The organism is Clostridioides sp. ES-S-0123-01 (assembly GCF_020658415.1).
Taxonomy (GTDB): domain Bacteria; phylum Bacillota; class Clostridia; order Peptostreptococcales; family Peptostreptococcaceae; genus Clostridioides.
The window spans coordinates 241,528-264,624 of sequence record NZ_JACVWD010000003.1 but is presented as its reverse complement, the minus strand read 5'-3'; the positions used below and the strand labels follow the sequence as shown (position 1 = coordinate 264,624).

Below are 23,097 nucleotides of genomic sequence, written 5' to 3'. Positions count from 1 at the left end.
CTAATAATTTAGTTCTTGAAAATGCAACCTATCCCCATAGTAACAAAAATGCTTATGCCTAGTCTGTCCATCCCTACACTTCGCAACTATTAAATCAACAATCTTAATTCCCCTGTACTCTGCTTCTCTAACTAATTCCTCACTTTCTCTTATATCTTTTACTGCTTCTTCATAATCACTCCCTTTTAATTGATGTATATAAACCACATTGTTGCTATCGTGGTAGATGGCTTTACTATCCCTCATAGGTCTATCTCCATAAGGTCTAAAATCTTTCATTTCATCATTTAATTGACTTAACTGAATTATTGGTATATCAAAATCCAAAGTCATACTTTTTAATTCTCTAGAAAAAGTGGCTACTTCTCTTTCTCTTTTTTCCATACTTTTTTGAGATGTAAGAAGTTGCACATAATCAACAATTAATAAGTCTGGCTTTATTTGCCTTATCCTCTTTCTAATTGCACTGATTGTGTCTATCTTGTCATTTATATAAATTAAGTTATTCTCACGTAAATCTCCTATTGCATTTACAATTAGTTTCCAATCACTTTCACTTATCTCTTTAGATTTCATATTTCTTGTACTTACTCCTGTTATCTTGCATATATTTCTCATAAACACTTGCTCACTTGTCATTTCTCTACTTATAAATAGAGTCTTTTTCCCTTGCTTGGCCGAATTTAACATTATTTGAAGAGCTAAAGCAGTCTTTCCAACCCCTGATTTAGCTGCTATTGTCGTTAGCTCTCCTTTAAAAAGACCTCCTATAGTCGAATCAAGCAAACTTATCCCAAACTTAAATCCAACATCCTTTTTACTTTCTAAAAAATCAAGGACTTTTTCTGCTATGCTATGTACATCATCATTTTCATAAGTATCTTTATCCAAGATTTTTCTTATATTATTTTCAAATTTATAGATGCAAGTATCAATATTTTCTCCAAAGTTTATGCCTTCCAAGAGTCTTTGACAATTTTGATTTATGCTTCTTCTTGCTAAGTTTTCTTTTAAAATTTTTATATAACCATCAATACCAAAAGTTTGACCCCATGTAATTACACTAGTTAAACTACTCATTTTAATTGCTAAAGATTTCTCATCTATCTTTGATTTTACAGTTGCTACATCAATTATTATATTTTCTTTTCTAAGTTCTTTCATGATTTTAAATATTTCAATGCATGTAGAGTTCATAAACATATTTTCATTTAAGTCATCTAGTTTGTAGTTTAATTTATTGTCTAAAATAATTGTGCCTAAAATAGCCTGCTCTATTTCAACAGCTTTTGATTTAACCATATAAATTAATCTCGCTTTCCTCTTAAGTTTTATATTTTAATATTATTAAGTCTTTTATTTTTATATTAGATTTCAACGATATTGTCAGTTAGAAATATACTTTTAATTATAAAAGATATAAATATATTACTAGTTAGAAATGCATTATCAGCTATAAAAAGGTATAAATGCATGGTCAGTTGTAAAATGTGTAAATACATGTTAGCTAGAAACACATTATCATCTATAAAATATATAAATTCATTCCACCTATAAACGCATTATCAGACTAATTAAAATTCACAGATTGGATTCCAATACCTTGCATTTTCATGTTTTTTTCTTTCACGATTGCTGTCGTCATACGTGGTATAGTCAGAATACATATAATTATTACTGCTATTATTGTCGCTCTTTTTACACTGGTAAACATCACTTTGATTTTTTACAGATATGTTTTCATTAACATAGGATTCAAATTTATGGCTAAATAAGGTCTCTGGTCTTATATACATTTCCATTATGGTATCTTTCCACTTAGCTACTTTTACCTCAATAACTTTGTAGAAATCTTCTAAGACATAACCTTCCTTTAGTCTTTCGTTGATAAGTTTTATGCTCGTTGGAGAATTGATTTTAAAGTTTTTTCCTGTTTTTTTATTTAGCATATTTATAATGCTTTGCTGTATATTTTTTTTATTAAATTTATTTAAGGATTCTTTTTTATTTGTTACAAACTTATCTTCTTTTTGTGTATCATGAATATTATCAAAACCACTCTTTTTACCATCTCTATTCATGCTACTAAATACTTTACTATTACTTAATTTTATAGCATTTTTACTTTGATTATCTTCTATGTCATTTTTAGTTATTTTATCTATGTCATTACATGTTTCATTAAATCTAACATTTGAAGACCTCGATTTTAAATTAGAGTTTTCGATTTTAAGTTCTTCTCCAATAAGTGTTTTTTTGGTATAATCTTTAATTTTATTAGTTACATTAGTAAAATTAATAACAGATTTTTCAGAGTTGATATTTTCATTGTTGATATTTTCATTATTAGAACTAGTATTTTTACTAGAATTTTTTATTCCACTAGAAGCTAAGTCATTGCTTTTTTTATTGGCAGAATTATTCTTACTACTTAATATACTACAGTCATCACAACTACTACATTCTGTATTATCATAAGCACTATCGTACTTTGACATTCCACCACCATAAATACAATCTTCATCAATACAACCTTTATTTTCAATATTTCCATAACTATACTCTAAATTACTGAATTCATAGTTCTCAACACTGTTATAGTTAAAATCTATAGTTTCATCACTATCAAGTAAATTCTCACTAGTACTATCAAATAAATCTTCACTAATTTCTGAACTGATATAGCTATATATAGAATGCATCTTCCCCCTTGTTCCCTTAGACACAAGCCTTATTACTCCTAAATCTGAAAACTCTCTTACAAGCCTACTTATAGTAGAAATAGAAAGTTGTAAATCTGTAGCAGTTCTTCTTACTGTCATATAAAATTGACCTCTTGGTAAAGTACCTTGCAATCTCTGTATATTTTCTTTTCTCATTATATAATGATTAAATCTTATTTTATTAATATCATTTGTTATATCAAAGCCTAATACTACTGAATTCAATTTATAAAATCCATTATTCATATCTACTAACCCCTTTTCTACTAATAAGTAATCATTTCTCAATAATTATTACTTTATATAGATAACATAAAGTTTAAATTTAAATATATATTTATTTTAATATATTTTAAATATACTTATTAATCCCTTAAAATCCCTATTTATATTCTTAAATATGCAAATATATTATGTCATATTTATTTATATTTTTTTATTTATATAGCTTATTTATTGTTTTTTCCCCTTTATACAAGCAATTGTATCATTTTGTTTATTTTTTATCCAACAAATATTTTCGACTATTTTTTTTGAATTCTCAATATATCTCCATTATTTAACAGAATATTTTATAGAATATACAATCTATTTAAATTAATAGGCAATAAATTTAGTAATTTTGTCTAAAAAAAACTTTATAAAATGTCTTTTACCTACTTCACACTTAATCTTTACAAAATACTTTGTATAACAACTTATATACTGTTTTCATTTATTATTCGCTTAATATTGCTTACACACATGTTGTGTTTAATGGCGAGCTCCCCATAATTAACCCCATTAAATTGTCTCACTATCTCCCTATTTCTTGCATATCTAAAAATCCCCTTACATGTAGGTATATAAGTGTTTGTACCTCCATACAATTTAGCAATCTCTACAAACTTATCAATACCCACTATTTCCACCATTGCATGAAACTGAACTGGTATATCTTCTAATTTTACTTTCATAAACTACACTCTCCTTTAAAATATTTTTAATAACTTTAGTAGCTTTAATAAAAATTTTAATGGTTTAAGAGTAAAATGTTAATATTGGACTTTTAACTTTTTTATTTACAGATTAAATTTAATAATTTTTTTAACATAAACCTTAGACTAAAACGAACACTTTTAAAGCATTTTTAATATAATAATATTTTTCCAGAAGGAGCATATAGCTATATATCACTTTTAAATTCAACAATAAAAAAAGCAGTAAACCTTAATCGATTTACTGCTTTGGTAATTTTAAATTAAAAAATACAAGTTAAAAGACTTTAAATTTACAACTTAATAGCACACTCCATTGCAAGCTCAAAAGTATGTACTTTTTGTGAAATAGGATGTATAGTTAATCCTCGTTGTTCCCATACATCTGAGTTTAGATTATCACAAGCATAAACAAACTGTGAAAATATAACATTTCTAAATTGTGCTGCGACAGCTACAGCAGCACATTCCATATCAACTGCAATACACCCCTGTGTCTTCCGTGTAAGTATTTTATTAGGTGTTTCACGATATGGAGCATCAGTAGTCCATATTTTACCTTTTATGTATGATAATCCTTTTCTTTTAAATACAGATTCAATAACTTTAACTCCATGTGGGTTAAGTATAATTTCATCAGAGGCTGGTTGATAATGATAACTTGTGCCCTCATCATGGATAGCTGATGTTGGAATGATTAGATACGCATCATCAATAGAATTGTCTAACACAGCACATTCTCCACAGATAAATATCTTCTTTGCTCCTAACTCAACTAATTCTTCAAAGTTGGTTACACATGCTGTTGCACCTACCATAACCTGACAAATTCCAATTCTTACATTCTTGAAAAATACTTCATAAATTGGTATATCTCTAGCAACATTAATTAAACGACCTATTTTTTTACCATTATACTTTTCAACAATTGTTTGTATCATAGATTTTGAAAATTCACATACGATAGTCTCAGGAAAATGACAATCAGGTTTTTCTATTACATATTCTGACATCAAAATCCCTCCCAAATCAGAGTCAAACTGTTCCAACAGAATTTCACTCACAATATAACCTCCTCTCAAAATTTAGTATAGCATATTGTTGTTCAATATCGTGTTCCTGTTCAACATATGGAGTATATTATATCACGATGAACTAGCTAAAATAATTAAAGGTATATACTTACAATCTAGCTACTGGACACAGATACTGGATACATCTAGATAGTTCATTCTAAACAAACATATTAAACATTTTATCCCCTCTAGAAAATATTCTAAGCAAAATCAATAAAAAACTATTGCACATAGAGCATACAAACATTCAATCAATCATTAAAATATATATACTTATAAAGTTTTCTATAAGATTTTAACAAAAAATCTTAAGAAATTACGGTTTAACTCCTATATTATCTTATATGATACTATAGATTTAACAAAGAAAGTCGACAAATCTTTGAAATTAAATTTTTAGGAGGTAGTTTTATGGCAGTTGTTTCAACAAAAAATTTATCTAGTATAAAACTGAAATTGGATGCTGGTTTTGATGATAAGGGTAAGGCAGTTATTAAAAGTAAATCTTTCGCAAATGTAAAGGCAGAGGCATCAAATGATGATGTTTATGCAGTTGCAGAAGCAATCGCAAATCTTCAAGAAAATCCTATTGTAGATATTTTAAAACTAGATAGCACATCACTATCTAAATAGTAACTTTCAAATATAGTCTATACTAATGATTATAGTCTACATTAAAATTCATCAACTATTTATATATCATGTTCAATATATAATACACTTGATATTATATAAATTTAACAAATTATACACTTAATATATTGATACTTTAAGCAGTTTAATATCTTAAGTAATTTAAATATGTTCGTAAATTAAACATGTTAGTTATTTTAAATACTGCTTTGCTTTAAGTATAACAATACCAGAGTATTTTCTACCCTAACAATAATTAAAATACTTAAAGCAATTAAAAAAATAAATTATTATCGTGGAGGTAACTGTATGGAGATTAAGAAAAAATTAGTCATGAGTTTCAAGAATACAAAGGATAAACAAGTTTCTTTTTCTATAGAAAATCCAAAGGAGGACTTAACTGAAGAAAATATAAAATCTGCTATGGATTTGATATTATCTAAAAATGTTTTTTCAGTTGGAGGATTTGACCTTGCTTCTGCTGTTGAAGCTAAGATTGTAGAAACTAATACTACTCCTTATGACCTAGTTTAGGATGGGAGGTAATTTTATGGATGATAGTTTACAATTGTTAATAACTAATGTTGGTTTTCCTATAGCTCTATCCATGTATTTATTGGTTAGAATTGAGGGCAAATTGAACACACTATCTAACAGCATTGATGTACTATCTAAAAATATTTTGACATTTGAGAAGTAATTTGACAACATATGTAAGTCATAAGATAGGTCTATTTGTATAATAATTAGAGATATTCTATGAAAAGTACTACGATATTTGGATAACATTTCCAAATAGTCGTAGTATTTTTTCGAATTTTACCACTTTAAATTTGAATTTTACTATTTTAAATTTGAATTTAACTGTACTTAATTTGAAATTTAGCACTCATCTAGTTGGACTCAATAAAATATAATGCTATTCTAATGACAGTAATAAAATGAGGTGATAATTAATGAAAATACATGTCGAACAATCCACTAATTTTGATGATATTGAAATAATTATAAAATGCTCTGCCATTGACAATAATATTGAAAAAATAATTTCACTACTAAATACACCATTACTAGATATAAATGGTAAAAAAGCAGGAGAAATTTATAAGCTTAATATTTGCGATATTTTATACTTTGAGACAGTTGGCAATAAGACATTTGCTTACTATAAAGATGATGTATTTGAAGTTGACCTAAAAATATATGAATTATCAAACCGATTACACAATACATCTTTTTTACGAATATCTAAATCTATGATTTTAAATATGGATTACCTAGAAAGTATAAAAGTAATATCACATAATCGCATGCAAGCTACTTTATCAAATAATGAAAAAGTTATTATAAATCGCCGTTACATAAAAAATATTAGAGATAAGCTAAATATTTAATAAAAATTATAAAAATCGAAAATATTTTATTAATATCACTAATTATCTACTTATTAATCAACTTTATAGTCAAAATAAAATAAATATAAATTAAACCACTATTAACAAAATGAAAGGATAGTGAACATAAGATGCAATTATATAATCCCCATTTTAATTCAGATAAAAATTTAATTTTTTTCTTTACAAGCACTCTATTATGGACTTGGCTATTTAGCTTTACACCTGTATTATTAGGAGTTACAAATACCATGCTTGGAAAACTTCTTTTTTACTTCGCATATACAGCCCCTTCTGTCATAGGGCTACTTTTTATTTTCACAATATATCCAAATAGCGCAAGAAAAGATTTTCTTTACAGGAGCTTTAGCTTCAAAGAAATAGGAGTAAAATGGCCATTATTAACAGTACTCTTTTTTGCTTTAATTGTAATTTGTTCTTTACTAATAGGAAAATATTTTCATCTAGAAATTAATGATGTGGATTGGATGCACATAGCTATTTATACACCTTATAAAATACCACTTATGCTATTTATAAGCTTTATACTAAGTATACTTAGCCAAGGATTTGGATGGATAGGGTATTCTCTTGATAAATTATTAGTCAGGTTTGGATTTACAGGTGCTTCAATTATTTTAGGTACTATTTGTGGAGTTTGGTATTTGGGATGGTATCTTACACCTGGTCAAATCCCATATAATCTACTGCAATATTCTTTATTTGATGCACTTTTATTTATACCATCTACTATACTTCTAAACTTTGTTATTACATTTGTATATATTAATACACATAGAAGTATTTTAGCAGGTGGATTTGTACATATGATGTGTGACTTCTTTACCATTCAACTATATTCTTACTACCCTATTGAAGCCTACGTAATGGCTCAATATGTAAAAATAATATTTTGCCTCATATTAATTATTTACATAATTTCTTCTGCTAAATTTAAACAGAAAATTAATTCTGAAATTGAGAAGATAAAATCAGACGAATTTGAATTTGAGTTAGACTGCTGATTATAGATTAAACTGATAATTAAATGCATTTTCCTAAACACTTGAAGTATACAAAAACAAAATATATACTGATTATAAGTGAGAAGGGGGTCATATTTTCATGTTTAAAATTGGAGAATTTTCAAAACTAACACAAGTCTCTATTCGAATGTTACGTTATTATGATGAACTTGGTATTCTAAAACCAGCAAAGATAGATAAATACACAGGTTATCGCCTATACTCTGCTGACCAAATTTCAACTTTACAAAGAATTATTTTACTAAGAGATTCAAAATTTACTGTTTCAGAGATATCAAATATTATTCATAATTGGAACGACGAACTTGTGATTAAAGAATTGAATCGAAAAAAAATTGAAATACAAGATGAAGTTAAAAAAGAACAACAAAGAATAAATAATATTAATAAATTGATTAAGGCTATAGATGACAATAAAGATGAGATTCATTACAATGTTATCTTTAAGGAAATTCCCAGTTATAAGATTATCTCGCTTAGAGAAATAATTCCAGACTATCACCATGAAGGTATACTGTGGGAAAAATTATATGAATTTATTAAAGAAGAACATATAGAAATATCCCACCAAGCAAGCAACAATATAGCACTTTATCATGATGAAGAACTGAAAGATTGTGGTGTAGATATAGAGGTTGGAACAGTTGTAAAAAAATTAGGAAAAAACAAATCTGGATTTATATATCGTGAGACAGAGGCAGTTGATATGATGGCATGTAGTATGGTATATGGCCCATATGAAAATATAGCTGGTGGGTATGAGTCATTTGCTTACTGGCTGGATAAAAATAGTGATTATAAAATGTCTGGTATCAATAGGCAAATTGGTCATAAAGGGGTTCATAATGAGGAAAATCCTGAAAACTATCTTACAGAAATTCAAATACCAGTGATAAAAGTTAAATAGATTTGTAATAAAAATACACAAATAAAAATAGCTAACAGATTGATTCTGTTAGCTATTTTTATCCAATAATTCTTATCTATATCATATAAAACTTCTTATCACTATTATGTTATTTAAGAAGTTCTCTCTAAACTCACAAGCTACCTTACTAAATGTAAAGAAGCTATACATACCAATACCGATTAGATATATCGCTTTTTTCTCTTAGTCACTCTGTTTTTTATTTATAACAACTATTTATGTAGCTTTTAGACACTTATCAGAATACATTAATTATTGATTTACATTTGTCTAAAGAATCTATCATAATTAAGACCTCCTTAAGTTAATAAAATGTTTTCTTTCAATATTTTTTAATAAATATTTATTGCTAATATCAAGCCACTATCTATCAATTACTCCTTTACTATTTTTATGTTACTCAATATAAGTTTTATTAATCTTATATTTTGAATTTTTTTCATTTCTTACTCCCTCTTTGTTGCTGAATCATTCCAAATATTAATATTGTAATAATATATATAAATATAAATCATATTATTTTTGTTATATTATTTTATTTAAAATTAAAAAGGATGTTATCTTATTAACGCAAGATTCGATTATTTTTATTAACTCCAAATTTTCTATGCTTAGCAGATAACATCCTCTATATTATTTTTCAATACTATTACTCCAACTAGGCACTTTAAATTTCCAACTGGAATTATTTTCTAGATAATGGTATATAAATAGTAGTTGTAAACTTATTTTTATCTGAATATATTTCTATATTTCCATTATATTTTTCTACTGAGCTTTTTATACTACTTATTCCTATTCCATGTAAAAATGAGTCTTTTTTATCTGTAATAATTTTATTATTCTTTAATATAATCTCATTTATTTTTGTATTTTCACATTTAATTACAAATAATCTATTTATAATAGTTCCTCTTAATTTAATCTTTTTTTGTATATTTGTATCGTAAATCTTATTACAAGCTTCTATTGCATTATCTATCATATTTGAAAATATGCTACACACATCCGCCATTTCTATAAAATTGCATTCTAAAAAATTAATATCTACTAAAAAATCTATGCCATTTATATCACAAATAGATTTTTTCTCACTTAAAATAACATCTAAAATCATACTTTGTGTATTAAATATAGTATTACATTCATTTATTTGCTTATTTATATCTTTAATATACTTCTCTGCAATCTCATTTTTACCATAAATATTCTTAATACAAATAATATGATTGTTCATGTCATGGTATAGTTTTCTTATTTTCGACTGATATTCCTGTAAATTTAAATAGTATTTATATTGCATATTTATCTTTTCTTTTGTAATTTCATGTTCCATCTTTAGGTTATTGTCTTTTATTATTCTACCTATAATACTTACTAACGAAATATTTGAAAGTAAAAATACAATTGATATAACAAGTATTGTCAAACTTTCGGTAGGATTAATACTCTTATCTTTAAAAATAAATCCAAATACAACTATTATGCTAACAATATTTGCTATTAAGGGGAAAAATAAATAGATACAATCCTTCTTGTTTATTTTTATTTTTAATCTAATAGCTTTAAGTAATGGTATTAATCCTATTAGTAGTGATTTAGATATAATTATTAATTCTAGTTTTAATAAATTATTATTTAATAAATCACTCATCTCTTGTATAGAGTTAAGTGTGCCTACTATACTTAATCCAGTACTATCAAATCCGATTAATAACATCCAATATAATAAACTTATAAACACACTTTTCCATTGGTCCACCACATAATTACTTCTATACAATAGATATGTAATAAATATACATATAAATAACTTAACCTTTATATCAAATTCAATTATAGTCAAGGTAGTAATTATTATAATTGCAATTAGTAGACTACTATTTAAAACTGACTTGCTCTTTCTTAGCTCACTAAGTTCATCTAATATAAATTTTAATACAATCCATTCTATCATTGTAGAAAATAAAGTTAGAATAATCCCCCATACATCTATCCCTAACATAATACATCTCCCAATACATGTGTTAATTTTGTCTTTAAATCAGATATTCTATATTTACTGACTGGAATATTTTCATTATTAATAACTACAGTATTTTTGCATATAAGTTGAATATATTCCATGTTTATTAAATAGCTTTTATGACATCTAAAAAAATTATATTTTTCTAATTCTAACTCTATTTTATCCATACTATTATTAGTATTATAAATACCATCTGTAGTATGTATAGTCAAAACCTTTTTCCTGACCTCTATATACATAATACTATTAATTAAAATTTTGTTGATTATACCTTTATTTTCTATCAGCATAAAGTTTTCTCTTTTTTTAATAATATCTGATATACAATTTAAAATATTTTCATTTAAATCCTCAAAATCTATAGGCTTTAATAAATATCTATAAGCCCTTACCTTATAACCTTCTTGTATATAGTCGACTATTGAAGTTATAAATATTATTTCAGAAGTATCATTTGTTTCTCTAATTATTTTAGCTACATCCATCCCTGTTAGTTGAAGCATTTGAATATCTAAAAAATATATATCAACTCCTTCTAAAGCAGACTCCAATAACTCTTCTCCTGAATTAAACTCTAATAGTTCAATTTGACTAGAAACTCCCTCTAAGGATTTTAGTATACACTCTCTTAAGAAAACCATTTGTGTAATATCATCCTCACAAATAACTATTCTATACATAAAAATCCCCCCTTATCCCTTAGATAAAAAAAACAGTTAAGGCTACACATTTATAAACTACAGTACCTCCTTACTATTCCTAAACTTAAAGAGTTGGCTATCCTATTTTTGCTTAATCCTTATTCCTTTAACTTTTTATATTCTCTATCTCCTTTTTTATTCTATTACCCTCTTCATTAATCCATTTTCATTTTTTCTTTTCACGCTTCTTTTTTCATTACTTATAGAATGTTTTTAATAAGTATCTATGATAGTTTTCATACATTTTTATTATCTTGATGTTACACTGAGTCTAACATCATATAAATGGTAACAAAACTTTGTCATTTACAACAAAAAATTCTCCTCTATTTTTAGCATGTTTGCACTAAAGATAAGGAGATTTTACAGATTTATTAATAACAATCAATACTTAATATGGTTTAAGCTTATTGCCTCATTAATAATTTTGTATACTTTTTAAATATCGAAATTATTAATGTTTTATGATTGTTATGATAATATTAAAAGATGATAACAATATAAAAAGCTCCCTAACTAGAGTACTCTCTTACCAAGAATGACTGTATAAAAAGCTAAGAGTAAGTCGCCAAACTTAAGAACTCATGACTTTTTTATTTATTTTTTATTTCATTATAATATAAATTTTAACATAATTCTATTTATTAGTATACAATCTTTAATAATTATATATATTAATACATGATTGATAGAACACCTCTTAAACTTAGTATCATATAACCTTATTTATCATGTATTTAACAAGACAATTATAAAAAAACTTCCCCATACTATCCTCCTTAAAAACTATCCCTCCATTGACATATAAAAGCTTTCGTGATAGTATCTAAACGTGTATTAAACACGTTTAATTTTTTTATGAGGAATTCTTAAGGGGAAAAATATGAAAATAGATTCAAAAAAAGAGCAACTAATTAACACAACAGTTCAGCTATTAACTTCAAATAGAGATATTTCAAGTATCACAGCTAGAGAAATCATAGCTAAAGCAAACGTCAATTTGGCTATGATTAATTATTATTTTAAATCTAAAGAAGCACTAATTAATACTGCTATTAAGAGAATTTTAAAATGCCATATGGATGAATATAAAACTACACATGATAAGCAAAATCTAACACCTAAGCAAGAGTTAAAAGAAATGTTAATGACATTTTGTGATGTTATAATTTTATATAGTCAATTTATAGAGATTTCTGTACCTTACATATTAGTTCAAGAAGACATTATTTATCCATTTGAAATATTGCCTTTGATTAGAGCTCATTATAAAAATCACGACAACAATAAAACTGAAGAAGATTACAAGGTTATTGCATATCAAATAACTTCATTTATACAGTTAGTTCTTCTTCGTTCTAATGCCTTTTTAAGATACAGTGGTATTGATATTATGGATGCAGAGAAAAGAAGTGCTTTAATTGACTCTCAATTAGAGTTATTTTTAATAGACACCATAAAGTAGTACTATTTCAGTTTAGTATTTATATCTATTTAGTATTATGTCTATTTAATACTATTTCAGTTTAACTATATATCTATTTAGTACTATTTCAGTTTAATTATATGTCTTTTAGTTTTGATACATAACTCAGCCATACTCTGACAGAACTTAAAGATATTCTCATGGACTCAAATACTTACATTAAATAAAGGGGGAATTTTAATGTTTTTTACATTTATAGGGATAATATCAGCAGTTTTATTGATATGTACAATTATATGTGGACTTTGGATAAAACTTAATAATCGCAATAATGACTCAAATTCTCACTTTACTTTTTCAATACTTTCAATTGTATTTTCGTTATTGATTGTGGTAGCTTTTTTAGTAAAAAAATAGTGTTTTTATATTATAAAATAAAAATAGATAATTATTTTACAAAAAAGACTACCATTTATACATCAACATATCTTTTATCTAAATAATCGTAACAATACCTTTTCAAAAATTTTTCTAACTCAAACATTACAAAAAAACACCCAATTCTTACAACGAGACTTATATTCCCATACCCCTTTCAAATGCTATCATTAACTTACAAGATAAATGAAAGCGAGGATGATATATATGCTTAAAGTAAACAATTTATGTAAATCATACAAGACAGGTAATAAAACATACCCTGTATTAAAAAATATTTCTTTTGAAATCAATAAAGGAGAATTCGTTGCAATCATGGGTGCATCTGGAAGTGGAAAGACAACTCTCTTAAACTGCATTTCATGCTTTATACCAATTGATGAAGGTGAAATAACTCTTGGAAACAATAATATAAGAAACCTACAAGAAAAAGAACTTTCCGAAGTTAGAAATCAGCAGTTGGGCTTTGTATTCCAAGATTTTATGCTGTTTGATGGTCTTAGTGTCTTTGAAAATATCTGTGTTCCACAAATTATCAAAGGTAGTAAAGTTATACAAATGGAAAACCGTGCTACTAGCCTATGCAAATTATTTGGTATTGAGCATATACGCAAAAAATACCCTGCTGAAATATCTGGTGGTGAAAAACAGCGTACAGCAGTAGCAAGAGCTCTTATGAATAATCCAGATTTGATATTAGCAGATGAGCCAACTGGTAATCTTGATAGCAAATCTTGTCGTACAGTAATTGACTCATTCCTAAAAGCAAAACAAGAGCTAGATGCCACTATATTCATGGTTACACATGATAGCTTTGCTGCAAGTTTTTGTGACCGTGTTATTGTCCTTAAAGATGGAATGGTCTACAAAGAAGTCGTAAAATCAAATTCAAGACGTGAATTCCTAGATGAATTATTGGAACTTTTAAAAGAAATGGGAGGCGGTCAAGATGACAATTAATAAATTATATGGAAAACTTCGAGCCTACAATTGGAAAAACTATACAACATTATTCTTTTGTATAATACTTTCTGTAGTCTTAGTAACTTCATATGCTTTAATTTATTTTAGTCCTACAGTGCAAACAATCCTTCCAACTGGAGGAGATAGTAGAAAACAAGCCATAATGATATTTGCAGTTGCTATATTAGGATGTGCTGTTTTTACTACTTATGCCTCTTCCCTATTTTTAAAATTTAAAAGTAGAGAAATTGGTATTTTTATGGCTCTAGGGACAGATAAGAAAAAATTGAAAAAAATTCTATTTTCAGAAATACTCCTTATTTCAATAGTCTGTTGTCTTTTAGGTCTTCTATTGAGTATGCCTGTATCTTTTGGTATATGGAAGATATTCCAATTGGTAATTATTGATACAAGAGAAATGACATACCACTTTGGAACTCAAGGATTTATATATGGTTTCATATTTTGTATATTTGTAACTCTATGTATTTTCTTACTTTCAGTAAAATTCATCAATCGTACAAATATAATTGATATACTAAATGACCAAAGAATCTCTGAACCAGTTCATGAGGTAAAAAGTTGGTATGGTATATTGGGAACATTTTTTATGGTATTAGGACTTCTTCTAGGTTATGTAGTACCTTCAATAGTCATAAGTGAACTTAATTACATGATGCCATCTATATGGAACATTACGTATGTATTCTCTGCTATTGGAATTTACATGATTATGACATATGTAGTAGTACATGCAAAAAGAGGAAAACATCCAGAAAAATACTACAAAAATATTATATCTACTAGTATGATGAGATTTATGGGCAAGCAAACTGTAAAAAATATGTGTGTTGTTGCATTTTTAATTGCAGGAGCCTTATTTGCTGTATTCTATATACCTAATGTGATTGCAGGAATTAATGAAAATACTAAAAAGAATCCTATAGATTACACATTCACTTATAACCAAAGAGTGAATCAAATATCTAAAAAAGAAATTGAACAGTTGGCAGATAAGCATAAAGTAAAAATCCAAAACTATATGGAACTTCCTTCTATTGAATTAATTGTAGATGGTACAGAATCAATATTTAATAAAGATAGAACTATTGATGATGTATATATGAAAAAACATTCTTTAGCCATGTTCTTTAATTCTAAGGATTTCTCTAAATTAATTGATAAACCTATCACTATAAAAAATGGTGAATATCTTGCTGTTGTAAGTAAAGAAAATAATAATAGAGATTATGATTTTCCAAAATTTATATCAAGCCCAGCCACAGAAAAAGAAACTCCTTTTAAATATTCTGGAAACCTAATATTTAATGGTTCTTTCTTTCAAAATGCTCGTATGACTGCTTACGTCCTTAGTGAAGACGATTATAATGCATTTACTAAAGGTTTATCTATAAATAACTACAATAATTCTATCCTATTTAATGTAGATAAAACTACAGATACCTATGCTTTTGCTAATGATTTAAAGTCAGAGATTATAAAAAGAACACCTAAGGAAATGGGAACATACACTATGTATGATGAATATGTGAAAAAACGCAATGAATCAACTGGTCAAAAGTATTTTTTGGATGAAGAATATCCAAGTGGAGAAGGTTCTTTAAAATTAACTCCAGATAATAATCAATTATATCTCCAATGGAAGTACTATCCTAATTTTAAAACTTTGCAGAGTCAAGATATGATAAAAAATACAGCAGTATTCTTGATGTTATTTATCTATGTAGGTATAATCTGCTTTACGGCTGTGGGAATCATTGCATATACAAGAGGTGTTACAATAGCAGTAAATCACAAACAGATTTTTATAGATTTGAGTCGATTAGGTGCTAACAACGACTATATAAAATTCTGTATTCGCAACCAATTAAAGAAAATCTTTTCATACCCTCTTATTACTGGAAGTTTTGTAATATATCTTTTTAACTTTATGATTATGGTAAACAATGATGGTAGAATTGTTCATAGTGAAGTCAATGCTCTTTTGATAAATCTAGGTTTACTAGTGGTTTGTGGGGTTTATATGTACCTTATATATCTGTTGACTTACAAAAAATTTAAAGAAATTGTTGGAATTTCAAAATAAGTTTGCTTAAATTATTTTAGATAAAACTTCTCTGAGTAAGTCTATATAATTCTTATCTGTACGATTTTAGTCAAAACTTATTTAATTAAGACTCTACTTTGCTACCTAGACATATTTTCTCTTTTATGTATCTAGGTAGCTCAATTTATTATATACTTAATTATATAAATATAAAACTTGAAAGGAGAATAATCATTGATTTCAATTTGTATTTGTGATGACGAAAAACAACAAAGAAGTATGCTAAATAAAATCATCACAAGAGAAATGGATTTATGGGGCTATCCCTGCCAGATAAAAGAATACTCAAATGGAGAAAGTCTAATATATAATCTAGAACATGAAAATTATTATATGGACATCATTTTTTTAGATATTGAACTTGGAGAAATTAATGGAGTTGATATAGCAAAAGTCATTCGAAAATACTCAAAAGATACTATAATTATCTTTGTCACAGGTTTTTCTGACTATGTATTTCATGGATATGATGTAGGAGCTTTAAACTATATCTTAAAACCTTATAAAAGTGAAAAAATATGTGAAGTCTTAAAAGAAGCACTAAAAAAATTAGAACAATGGAAAGAACACTTTATTACGATTCAGATTGGAACTAACCTTTGTAAAATCAATACAAAAGACATTCTCTACTTTAAAAGTGAATTAAGAAAGCTGACTGTAGTAACCTCTGACAAATCTTTAGAGTATTATGGAAAACTAAATGATATGGAAGATATTCTTCCATCTAATTTTATACGTACACATCAAAGATATATTGTCAATCTAAACTATGTAAACAGTATAAATCAAACATATGCTAAAGTACAAAATGAAAAAATTCCTATAAGTCGTCAAAAATATCAAGAAGTTGTAGGAAAATTTACAAGACATATGCTAGAATCTTAATTTTTAGAAAGGTTTTCAAATGGATACTTATTCAATAATATCAAAAGCTACAATTTATATTACAGTTTTACTTAGCATTTTTATGGCCTTTTTTCTTTATAAGCTAACATCTTATTTTATAGATTTTAGGAAACATTGGATTTTTAAAATAATATTGATTTTGGGTTATTCTATTATTGGTCAAATGATAATATGGCTTTCTGACCCTGTAAATATACTTTTTACACTACTTGGATATTTTATACTCCTTATAGTCTGTAGTAAAAGTAGGTTGATTCCTATAATATCAGTTATAATGATACTCTATCCTATTATAGTTGGTGTTAATTTTCTTTTTATAAACAATCCTCTATATAGAGAACTTGTAAGCTCAAGTGAGTATACTGTAGTACTTTCAATCTTTAAGATAGTTTCTGCCATAATTAAAGTATTTTTATGGTTTTTGATACATTTTTTCTTAAAAAATAGATTAGTTAATATAAAACAGTACCTTACAAATCGCATATGGATTTTTATTGATATAGTATGTATATCCTCATTTTTATCAATATTAATTGCCATTATTTTGCCACCCACTAATTTAATTCCTATGGGTAGCGATTATAATATTATCTTAGGTAACTTACCTTATGGTACTTATCTAATTATTTTATCTGCAATCATAGCTAATATTGGTGTGATACTTCTTTTAAATCCATTAATTGAAAATGTAAAGATGAAGTTAGAAAATCAATCGAATCATATAAAAGAAGAATATTACGACTTACTAGAGAATCAACAGGTTCAGATACGCAAAATACGACATGACATAAATAACCACTTCCAAATGATTGAGTCTTATTTAGAAGTTGAAGATATTGATGGAGCTAAAGATTATTTTACACAATTAAAACTTAGCTTTGGGACTTTAAGTGGTAAGCAATTTTGTAAAAACCCTGCCCTTAATTCAATTTTAAATCTTCGTCATACAGAATTGGAAGAAAATAGTGTTGATGTTCATTTTAATATAGATATAGACAATCACTTTGGTATAGAACCAATGGATTTATGTACTATTTTTTCAAACTCTTTGGATAATGCTATAGAAGCATCCTTAAAGATTTCCGACTTATCAAATAGAAAAGTGGTGCTAAAAGCACGTTGTGAAAATGAGTATTTTAGCTATTTATTAACAAATAACAAGGTAAATCCTATCATTAAAAAACATGGTTTATTTATTTCAGATAAAGATAATAGTAAATCTCATGGATATGGTGTTGAAAATATCAAGGAAATTGTTGATAAGTATAGTGGAGAGTTGAATATTTCTTATACTGATACAGATTTTTCTTTATTTCTTTATATTAGGTTGTGTTAGTATTAAGCTGAGAATCTTAATATATTTAAAAAACTCCAAAAAGGAAAGCCAGAAATGACTTTCCTTAATTTATATTTTAATAATAATATAAACACATATAAATTGTGAGCTTTTTCAACTGTCTCAAAGTGATTTTAATATTTCATTTTTAGTAAGCATTGATATATTAAACTTAAATTTAAATATATTAAACTTAAATATAGTAAATAACATCCTAACTGTATCTATTAGAATACAATTTCCTAGATTTTTCAGTTACCTTTTTAATAAAATCTGATTTATTATCTGTATAAGCATCACGATTATGCTCATATTCCTTCCATAATTTCAACTTAAGATTCTCATATTCCTTCGCAACGCTTGGATTATCAATCAAATAATCTCTAAAAAATAATTCATCATTGTCTCCTGCATATCTTATATGTAAATGAAAAACTCGTTCTGCAAACCCATCTACTGTATATCCTTTATTAAATGAAATCCTATCACCACTTTCAGACATGCAAATATAGTCATCTGACTCAATTATCTCTTTAATCTCTTGCATATTACACTCAGGCTTTATCTCCATCAGTATATCAACAATCGGTTTTGCATAAATTGTATTCACAGCAGTACTTCCAATATGACTTATTCTCACAATTTTTTGCATAGGAAGTAGTTCAGTTAGTCTAGATTCTTCTTCTTTAAACCAATCTTTCCAACATTCCCTATGATTAGTTAAAAATATAGGAAATAGCTTCCATAACTCTTCTAATGTCATATCTGACAGCTGTTTTCTCATAAACCAGTTTCCCCCTTTTAGATTAGCAAATTTGATTGTTCTTTATACAATTTTATTGCTTTTGATTTTATTTCCTTCTACAACTTTATTAATTTTGATTTTATTTCTTTCTACAACTTTATCTCTTTTTTAATCTTACTTAGAGAACACTCAGCTTCATTTTTTATTAAATCATTTTTATCACTATATAAAACTTGCTCAAGAATATCTATACTTTCTTGAGTCTTAAAAGAAGAAAGGCACATTACGCATTTCCAAATAATTAAATCATCTTCCGAATACTTTTCCATTACACTTACAATCTTTTTAAAGTAATATTCACTAGCTACACCTTGATTATAAAATATCATAAATCCTATAGCATCAATTACCTCAGAAATCTTAATCCTATCATCACTCTCTAAAACGTCAAACAATACAGGTAAAATCTCTACATTCATCCTTGCTAAACTTCTTGCAATTATATCCCTTGCTAATGGATAACTCTTCTTTTTAGAAACCCTGTCTGGCAAATATTTATGTTGATTATTTCCTATTGTTCCAAGATATTTAATCATCTGTTTTGCAGTATAAGTATTCCCATTTTCAAGGGCATTACAAAGCTCAATCTTCGTATATAGAGATTTTTCAACGCAAAGCTTTCCTAACAAAAACTCTACAAATTCTTTATTTTCGACTCCATATCTTTTTGACATCAAATTTATATAAACTGACCTTTCAACTGCTTTTGATGAACTTGCTAGTTCCAATAACTCTTCATCTGAATAAGATTGAAATTTATTGATATATTCTTCTGTAATAAAACCTCGCTTTATCAACTCTTCATTAGTACTTTTCATAAATTAACCTCATACTATTATTTTTTATCAGACATAAAATAGTTAAACAAGATTAGTGATATAATAATTTATCATATCCATAGAATAAGGAACTTCTTCTCTCCAAATCCCTTTTGCCACATTATTAAGACACATCAAAAATTATTACAATCGCATATAAACTCATTTAGAATGTGATTTCTACTGGACAAACAGGTAAATATTTTTTCATATTATTCTCCTTAACTAACTTAAAGTTATATATTTACTTTTAATTGGTACAGTTATATAATACTATATTTATTACGTCAAGGTAACAGATTTTATTTGTAGAAAGTTTCTTTATTTATTGTAGAAACTTTCTATATTCATTTAAGAACTTATAAGATATTTTTTCAATACTCAAATACAATAAGAGGTATCAACATATTGCTGATACCTCTTTTATATACTTAACATAATCACTTATTAATATATTTACAATATCTACACAATAAAAAATTAAATATGAATGATTAGAGATTAAATATTTTATGCTGAAATATAACACATGCACCACCACATTCCGCATTTTCTATTCTGATTGAACCACCAAGCATCTCAACTAATTGCTTGACAATGTACAACCCCAAACCAGAATGCCCATCCTTAGTTTGTCTAGCCTCATCACCTCTATAAAATTTTTCAAAAACTTTATGCATATCTTTAGCACTAAATCCAGTACCAGAATCACAAACCTCATATGAGATATATTCTTTTTCTGCCTTTGCTGATATTTTGATTTTTCCACCTTCTGGAGTATATTGAAGACTATTGGATACGATATTATCAAAGATTCTTTCCAATTTCTCTATATCAATCAAAATAGATTCTTCTATATCACTTTGAATGTTTAAAGTGATAGATATTTCTTTTTTCCTAGCCTCTAATTCATAGTAGTATACTTTTTGCTCCAAAAACTCAGTCAGATTTATAGGAACTAACTGTAACTGAATACAAGATTTTTCAAGTTCAGAAGTATATTGCATTTGCTGAACTAGTGAGACACTTTTATCTACATTTGCTTCTATAACTGCAAGATATTGACGTTGTTCTTCACTAATCTCAGTATCATCAATCAGAGCTTCTGAATATACCTTTACAATAGATAATGGTGATTTCAGGTCATGTGCCAATGCCTCTACCATTTCTACTCGTTCCTGTTCTATTTTCCACTGTGCAGATAAGGATTTTTTTAATTCTTCTTTCATTTCTGAAAAAGCACTACATAGATTTCCTAGTTCATTATCCGCGTAATAATCTATTTCAAAATCAAGGTTCTTTTCTTTAATCTTCTGTGAACTATCCATCAAGAGTTTTAGTGGTCGATTGATATTTTTAGCAAGAATTCGAGAAAATAGTATTGTAAATCCTATAATATATATAAAAGGAGATAACAAAACAAGAATAATAACCCTATCGTCTCTCCACAACTCATTTTCATTTCCATTTGCATAAGTAAGTTTCAACTGATAAGCAAGAAGGACAGCCCCTTTGATTTTTCCACTATCATCAATAACAGGAACAATCTTGACAAAATTTCCCGAATCTATAATTTTAGTATTTAGTTTATTAAATAATTGTTCCTTTGTTTCAAAAATTTGTTTCTTATATGTACCATATAAAAAGTTACTGTCATTATCTACAACCTGATAGAATAATCCGTCACCATGAATCATATTGTTCAAATCTTCTGCATTTGAAGGAGATAGAATAGTTGTATTTTTTTTATGAATGTATTTTTCTATTTCTGGTATCTGCTGTTCATAATAATTTTCGCCATATATGTCATTATTATTTAAAGCTCGAATAAACAACATAATTACTCCAGCATAAGTAATCAGTGACGCCAATATGCTGGTGATTATAATTAAAAAAAGTGTTCTGCGAAACTGTGCTGAAAGTGACCGATTCTTTATGCTTTTCATTATATGAAAATCTCCTTCTCTAAAATTTGTTCCATTTATACCCAATCCCCCAAACAGTAGAAATATATTCAATTTTAGGTGTTACCACAGAAAATTTAGCACGAATCTTCTTAACACGCTCAACAACTGTTGAATCTTCACCTTCTGAATCATATCCCCAGACTTTTTCATAGATTTGTTCTCTAGAAAAAACCTGTCCTGCATGCAATGCAAGTAATTCTACAATATCATATTCTCTCTTTGTCAAGTGAACATCCTTGCCATCAATTTTGACTGCACGCTCTTGTATATCTAAACATAGTTTTCCAAAATACATTTTTGGACGTTTATTTTCCATATTGATATATTGTGACCTCTTTTCACGGCGTAGATTAGCTTCAATACGTGCCATCAATTCTCGTAACCCAAAAGGTTTCACTATATAGTCATCTCCGCCAAGAGTTAATCCCTTTATTTTATCTGTTTCTGATTGCTTTGCACTTAGAAAAATGATAGGGCACACTACATCATCTCGTATGGTACTACAAACTTCAAAGCCATCAGCCCCAGGCATCATAATATCAAGTATAATAAGGTCTGGCTGTTTCTTTGCTAATTCAATTCCATCATTTCCATTATATGCGATAAGTACTTCATGCCCTTTTGACTTCAGTTTTTTTTCTAATAAGGTCACCAATTCTCTTTCATCATCAACAATCAATATTTTGCTCAATTTTAATTATCCTCCAATACTTATGCATTATTAACAAGCCTGTATTGTGACCTGCTCATATATTATCTGATAATTTTTCTCATTGGTCAAGTTTATAAAAATGTCCATAGTC

General features: G+C 27.0%; 23 protein-coding genes. 12 read left to right on the top strand and 11 right to left on the bottom strand.

What is annotated here, in order from left to right:
- From IC175_RS08165 to IC175_RS08150, 4 genes are all read right to left on the bottom strand, one after another.
- Complete coding sequence (locus IC175_RS08165) at nt 1-1,302, bottom strand: DnaB-like helicase C-terminal domain-containing protein (RefSeq protein WP_227433542.1); 1,302 nt, start codon at nt 1,300-1,302, stop codon at nt 1-3.
- A 272-nt stretch (nt 1,303-1,574) separates the two neighbouring features.
- Complete coding sequence (locus IC175_RS08160) at nt 1,575-2,969, bottom strand: conserved phage C-terminal domain-containing protein (RefSeq protein WP_227851409.1); 1,395 nt, start codon at nt 2,967-2,969, stop codon at nt 1,575-1,577.
- A gap of 452 nt (nt 2,970-3,421) precedes the next feature.
- A complete protein-coding gene (locus IC175_RS08155; protein WP_227433544.1) occupies nt 3,422-3,679 on the bottom strand; it encodes a Mor transcription activator family protein in 258 nt (85 codons plus the stop codon).
- 314 nt (nt 3,680-3,993) lie between these two features.
- Complete coding sequence (locus IC175_RS08150; protein WP_227851408.1) at nt 3,994-4,764, bottom strand: nucleoside phosphorylase; 771 nt, start codon at nt 4,762-4,764, stop codon at nt 3,994-3,996.
- Between the two features lie 423 nt (nt 4,765-5,187).
- On the opposite strand from IC175_RS08150, the gene IC175_RS08145 reads away from it, so the two are divergent.
- The 6 genes from IC175_RS08145 to IC175_RS08120 all read left to right on the top strand — a co-directional run bounded on the left by IC175_RS08145 (nt 5,188) and on the right by IC175_RS08120 (nt 8,756).
- On the top strand, nt 5,188-5,409 hold the full coding sequence (locus IC175_RS08145; protein ID WP_227433546.1) for a DUF1659 domain-containing protein: 222 nt from the start codon (nt 5,188-5,190) through the stop codon (nt 5,407-5,409).
- Between the two features lie 309 nt (nt 5,410-5,718).
- Nucleotides 5,719-5,943 carry a DUF2922 domain-containing protein gene (locus IC175_RS08140; protein ID WP_227851407.1) on the top strand — a complete coding sequence of 75 codons (225 nt, stop codon included), beginning with the start codon at nt 5,719-5,721 and terminating at the stop codon, nt 5,941-5,943.
- 16 nt (nt 5,944-5,959) lie between these two features.
- Complete coding sequence (locus IC175_RS08135) at nt 5,960-6,109, top strand: YvrJ family protein (protein WP_227433548.1); 150 nt, start codon at nt 5,960-5,962, stop codon at nt 6,107-6,109.
- Between the two features lie 256 nt (nt 6,110-6,365).
- Nucleotides 6,366-6,803, top strand: coding sequence for a LytTR family DNA-binding domain-containing protein (locus IC175_RS08130; RefSeq protein WP_227433549.1), 438 nt, complete (start codon nt 6,366-6,368; stop codon nt 6,801-6,803).
- A gap of 251 nt (nt 6,804-7,054) precedes the next feature.
- Nucleotides 7,055-7,828 carry a CPBP family intramembrane metalloprotease gene (locus tag IC175_RS08125; protein ID WP_227851406.1) on the top strand — a complete coding sequence of 258 codons (774 nt, stop codon included), beginning with the start codon at nt 7,055-7,057 and terminating at the stop codon, nt 7,826-7,828.
- Nucleotides 7,829-7,928: 100 nt separating this feature from the next.
- Nucleotides 7,929-8,756: a MerR family transcriptional regulator gene (locus tag IC175_RS08120; RefSeq protein ID WP_227433551.1), complete on the top strand. Its 828-nt coding sequence runs from the start codon at nt 7,929-7,931 to the stop codon at nt 8,754-8,756.
- A 706-nt stretch (nt 8,757-9,462) separates the two neighbouring features.
- Here the strand turns inward: IC175_RS08120 and IC175_RS08115 are convergent.
- Entirely contained in the window at nt 9,463-10,782 is a 1,320-nt protein-coding gene (locus IC175_RS08115) for an ATP-binding protein (RefSeq protein ID WP_227851405.1), read from the bottom strand.
- Nucleotides 10,776-11,486, bottom strand: coding sequence for a LytR/AlgR family response regulator transcription factor (locus IC175_RS08110; protein ID WP_227433561.1), 711 nt, complete (start codon nt 11,484-11,486; stop codon nt 10,776-10,778). The genes IC175_RS08115 and IC175_RS08110 overlap by 7 nt, the downstream gene beginning before the upstream one ends.
- Before the next feature lie 904 nt (nt 11,487-12,390).
- Here IC175_RS08110 and IC175_RS08105 point away from each other — a divergent pair.
- The 6 genes from IC175_RS08105 to IC175_RS08080 all read left to right on the top strand — a co-directional run bounded on the left by IC175_RS08105 (nt 12,391) and on the right by IC175_RS08080 (nt 18,704).
- Entirely contained in the window at nt 12,391-12,972 is a 582-nt protein-coding gene (locus tag IC175_RS08105) for a TetR/AcrR family transcriptional regulator (RefSeq protein ID WP_227433562.1), read from the top strand.
- 201 nt (nt 12,973-13,173) lie between these two features.
- Nucleotides 13,174-13,350 (top strand): hypothetical protein, encoded by a 177-nt coding sequence (locus IC175_RS08100; protein WP_227433563.1) that lies wholly within the window; start codon nt 13,174-13,176, stop codon nt 13,348-13,350.
- Nucleotides 13,351-13,578: 228 nt separating this feature from the next.
- Nucleotides 13,579-14,331, top strand: a complete 753-nt coding sequence (locus tag IC175_RS08095; RefSeq protein ID WP_227483064.1) for an ABC transporter ATP-binding protein — start codon at nt 13,579-13,581, stop codon at nt 14,329-14,331.
- The gene (locus tag IC175_RS08090) at nt 14,321-16,441 is read left to right on the top strand and encodes an FtsX-like permease family protein (RefSeq protein WP_227851404.1); all 2,121 of its coding nucleotides are present in this window, start codon (nt 14,321-14,323) and stop codon (nt 16,439-16,441) included. Before IC175_RS08095 ends, IC175_RS08090 begins: the two co-directional genes overlap by 11 nt.
- Before the next feature lie 195 nt (nt 16,442-16,636).
- Nucleotides 16,637-17,347 carry a LytR/AlgR family response regulator transcription factor gene (locus IC175_RS08085; protein ID WP_227433566.1) on the top strand — a complete coding sequence of 237 codons (711 nt, stop codon included), beginning with the start codon at nt 16,637-16,639 and terminating at the stop codon, nt 17,345-17,347.
- 19 nt (nt 17,348-17,366) lie between these two features.
- Nucleotides 17,367-18,704 (top strand): sensor histidine kinase, encoded by a 1,338-nt coding sequence (locus tag IC175_RS08080; protein WP_227433567.1) that lies wholly within the window; start codon nt 17,367-17,369, stop codon nt 18,702-18,704.
- A gap of 214 nt (nt 18,705-18,918) precedes the next feature.
- Here the strand turns inward: IC175_RS08080 and IC175_RS08075 are convergent, their stop codons facing one another.
- The 5 genes from IC175_RS08075 to IC175_RS08055 all read right to left on the bottom strand — a co-directional run bounded on the left by IC175_RS08075 (nt 18,919) and on the right by IC175_RS08055 (nt 22,985).
- On the bottom strand, nt 18,919-19,488 hold the full coding sequence (locus tag IC175_RS08075; RefSeq protein WP_227433568.1) for a GrpB family protein: 570 nt from the start codon (nt 19,486-19,488) through the stop codon (nt 18,919-18,921).
- A gap of 110 nt (nt 19,489-19,598) precedes the next feature.
- Complete coding sequence (locus IC175_RS08070; protein WP_227483068.1) at nt 19,599-20,327, bottom strand: HEAT repeat domain-containing protein; 729 nt, start codon at nt 20,325-20,327, stop codon at nt 19,599-19,601.
- A 42-nt stretch (nt 20,328-20,369) separates the two neighbouring features.
- Nucleotides 20,370-20,462 carry an aminoglycoside 6-adenylyltransferase gene (locus IC175_RS08065; RefSeq protein ID WP_227433570.1) on the bottom strand — a complete coding sequence of 31 codons (93 nt, stop codon included), beginning with the start codon at nt 20,460-20,462 and terminating at the stop codon, nt 20,370-20,372.
- A 359-nt stretch (nt 20,463-20,821) separates the two neighbouring features.
- The gene (locus tag IC175_RS08060; RefSeq protein ID WP_255613356.1) at nt 20,822-22,273 is read right to left on the bottom strand and encodes a sensor histidine kinase; all 1,452 of its coding nucleotides are present in this window, start codon (nt 22,271-22,273) and stop codon (nt 20,822-20,824) included.
- 19 nt (nt 22,274-22,292) lie between these two features.
- The gene (locus tag IC175_RS08055; protein WP_227831356.1) at nt 22,293-22,985 is read right to left on the bottom strand and encodes a response regulator transcription factor; all 693 of its coding nucleotides are present in this window, start codon (nt 22,983-22,985) and stop codon (nt 22,293-22,295) included.
- Nucleotides 22,986-23,097 lie beyond the last annotated feature (112 nt).

Coding starts and splice junctions, on each gene's coding strand:
- IC175_RS08165 (WP_227433542.1), bottom strand. CDS start 1,302: ATGGTTAAATCAAAAGCTGTTGAAATAGAGCAGGCTATTTTAGGCACA.
- IC175_RS08160 (WP_227851409.1), bottom strand. CDS start 2,969: ATGAATAATGGATTTTATAAATTGAATTCAGTAGTATTAGGCTTTGAT.
- IC175_RS08155 (WP_227433544.1), bottom strand. CDS start 3,679: ATGAAAGTAAAATTAGAAGATATACCAGTTCAGTTTCATGCAATGGTG.
- IC175_RS08145 (WP_227433546.1), top strand. CDS start 5,188: ATGGCAGTTGTTTCAACAAAAAATTTATCTAGTATAAAACTGAAATTG.
- IC175_RS08140 (WP_227851407.1), top strand. CDS start 5,719: ATGGAGATTAAGAAAAAATTAGTCATGAGTTTCAAGAATACAAAGGAT.
- IC175_RS08135 (WP_227433548.1), top strand. CDS start 5,960: ATGGATGATAGTTTACAATTGTTAATAACTAATGTTGGTTTTCCTATA.
- IC175_RS08130 (WP_227433549.1), top strand. CDS start 6,366: ATGAAAATACATGTCGAACAATCCACTAATTTTGATGATATTGAAATA.
- IC175_RS08125 (WP_227851406.1), top strand. CDS start 7,055: ATGCTTGGAAAACTTCTTTTTTACTTCGCATATACAGCCCCTTCTGTC.
- IC175_RS08120 (WP_227433551.1), top strand. CDS start 7,929: ATGTTTAAAATTGGAGAATTTTCAAAACTAACACAAGTCTCTATTCGA.
- IC175_RS08115 (WP_227851405.1), bottom strand. CDS start 10,782: ATGTTAGGGATAGATGTATGGGGGATTATTCTAACTTTATTTTCTACA.
- IC175_RS08110 (WP_227433561.1), bottom strand. CDS start 11,486: ATGTATAGAATAGTTATTTGTGAGGATGATATTACACAAATGGTTTTC.
- IC175_RS08105 (WP_227433562.1), top strand. CDS start 12,391: ATGAAAATAGATTCAAAAAAAGAGCAACTAATTAACACAACAGTTCAG.
- IC175_RS08100 (WP_227433563.1), top strand. CDS start 13,174: ATGTTTTTTACATTTATAGGGATAATATCAGCAGTTTTATTGATATGT.
- IC175_RS08095 (WP_227483064.1), top strand. CDS start 13,579: ATGCTTAAAGTAAACAATTTATGTAAATCATACAAGACAGGTAATAAA.
- IC175_RS08090 (WP_227851404.1), top strand. CDS start 14,321: ATGACAATTAATAAATTATATGGAAAACTTCGAGCCTACAATTGGAAA.
- IC175_RS08080 (WP_227433567.1), top strand. CDS start 17,367: ATGGATACTTATTCAATAATATCAAAAGCTACAATTTATATTACAGTT.
- IC175_RS08075 (WP_227433568.1), bottom strand. CDS start 19,488: ATGAGAAAACAGCTGTCAGATATGACATTAGAAGAGTTATGGAAGCTA.
- IC175_RS08070 (WP_227483068.1), bottom strand. CDS start 20,327: ATGAAAAGTACTAATGAAGAGTTGATAAAGCGAGGTTTTATTACAGAA.
- IC175_RS08065 (WP_227433570.1), bottom strand. CDS start 20,462: ATGTGTCTTAATAATGTGGCAAAAGGGATTTGGAGAGAAGAAGTTCCT.
- IC175_RS08060 (WP_255613356.1), bottom strand. CDS start 22,273: ATGAAAAGCATAAAGAATCGGTCACTTTCAGCACAGTTTCGCAGAACA.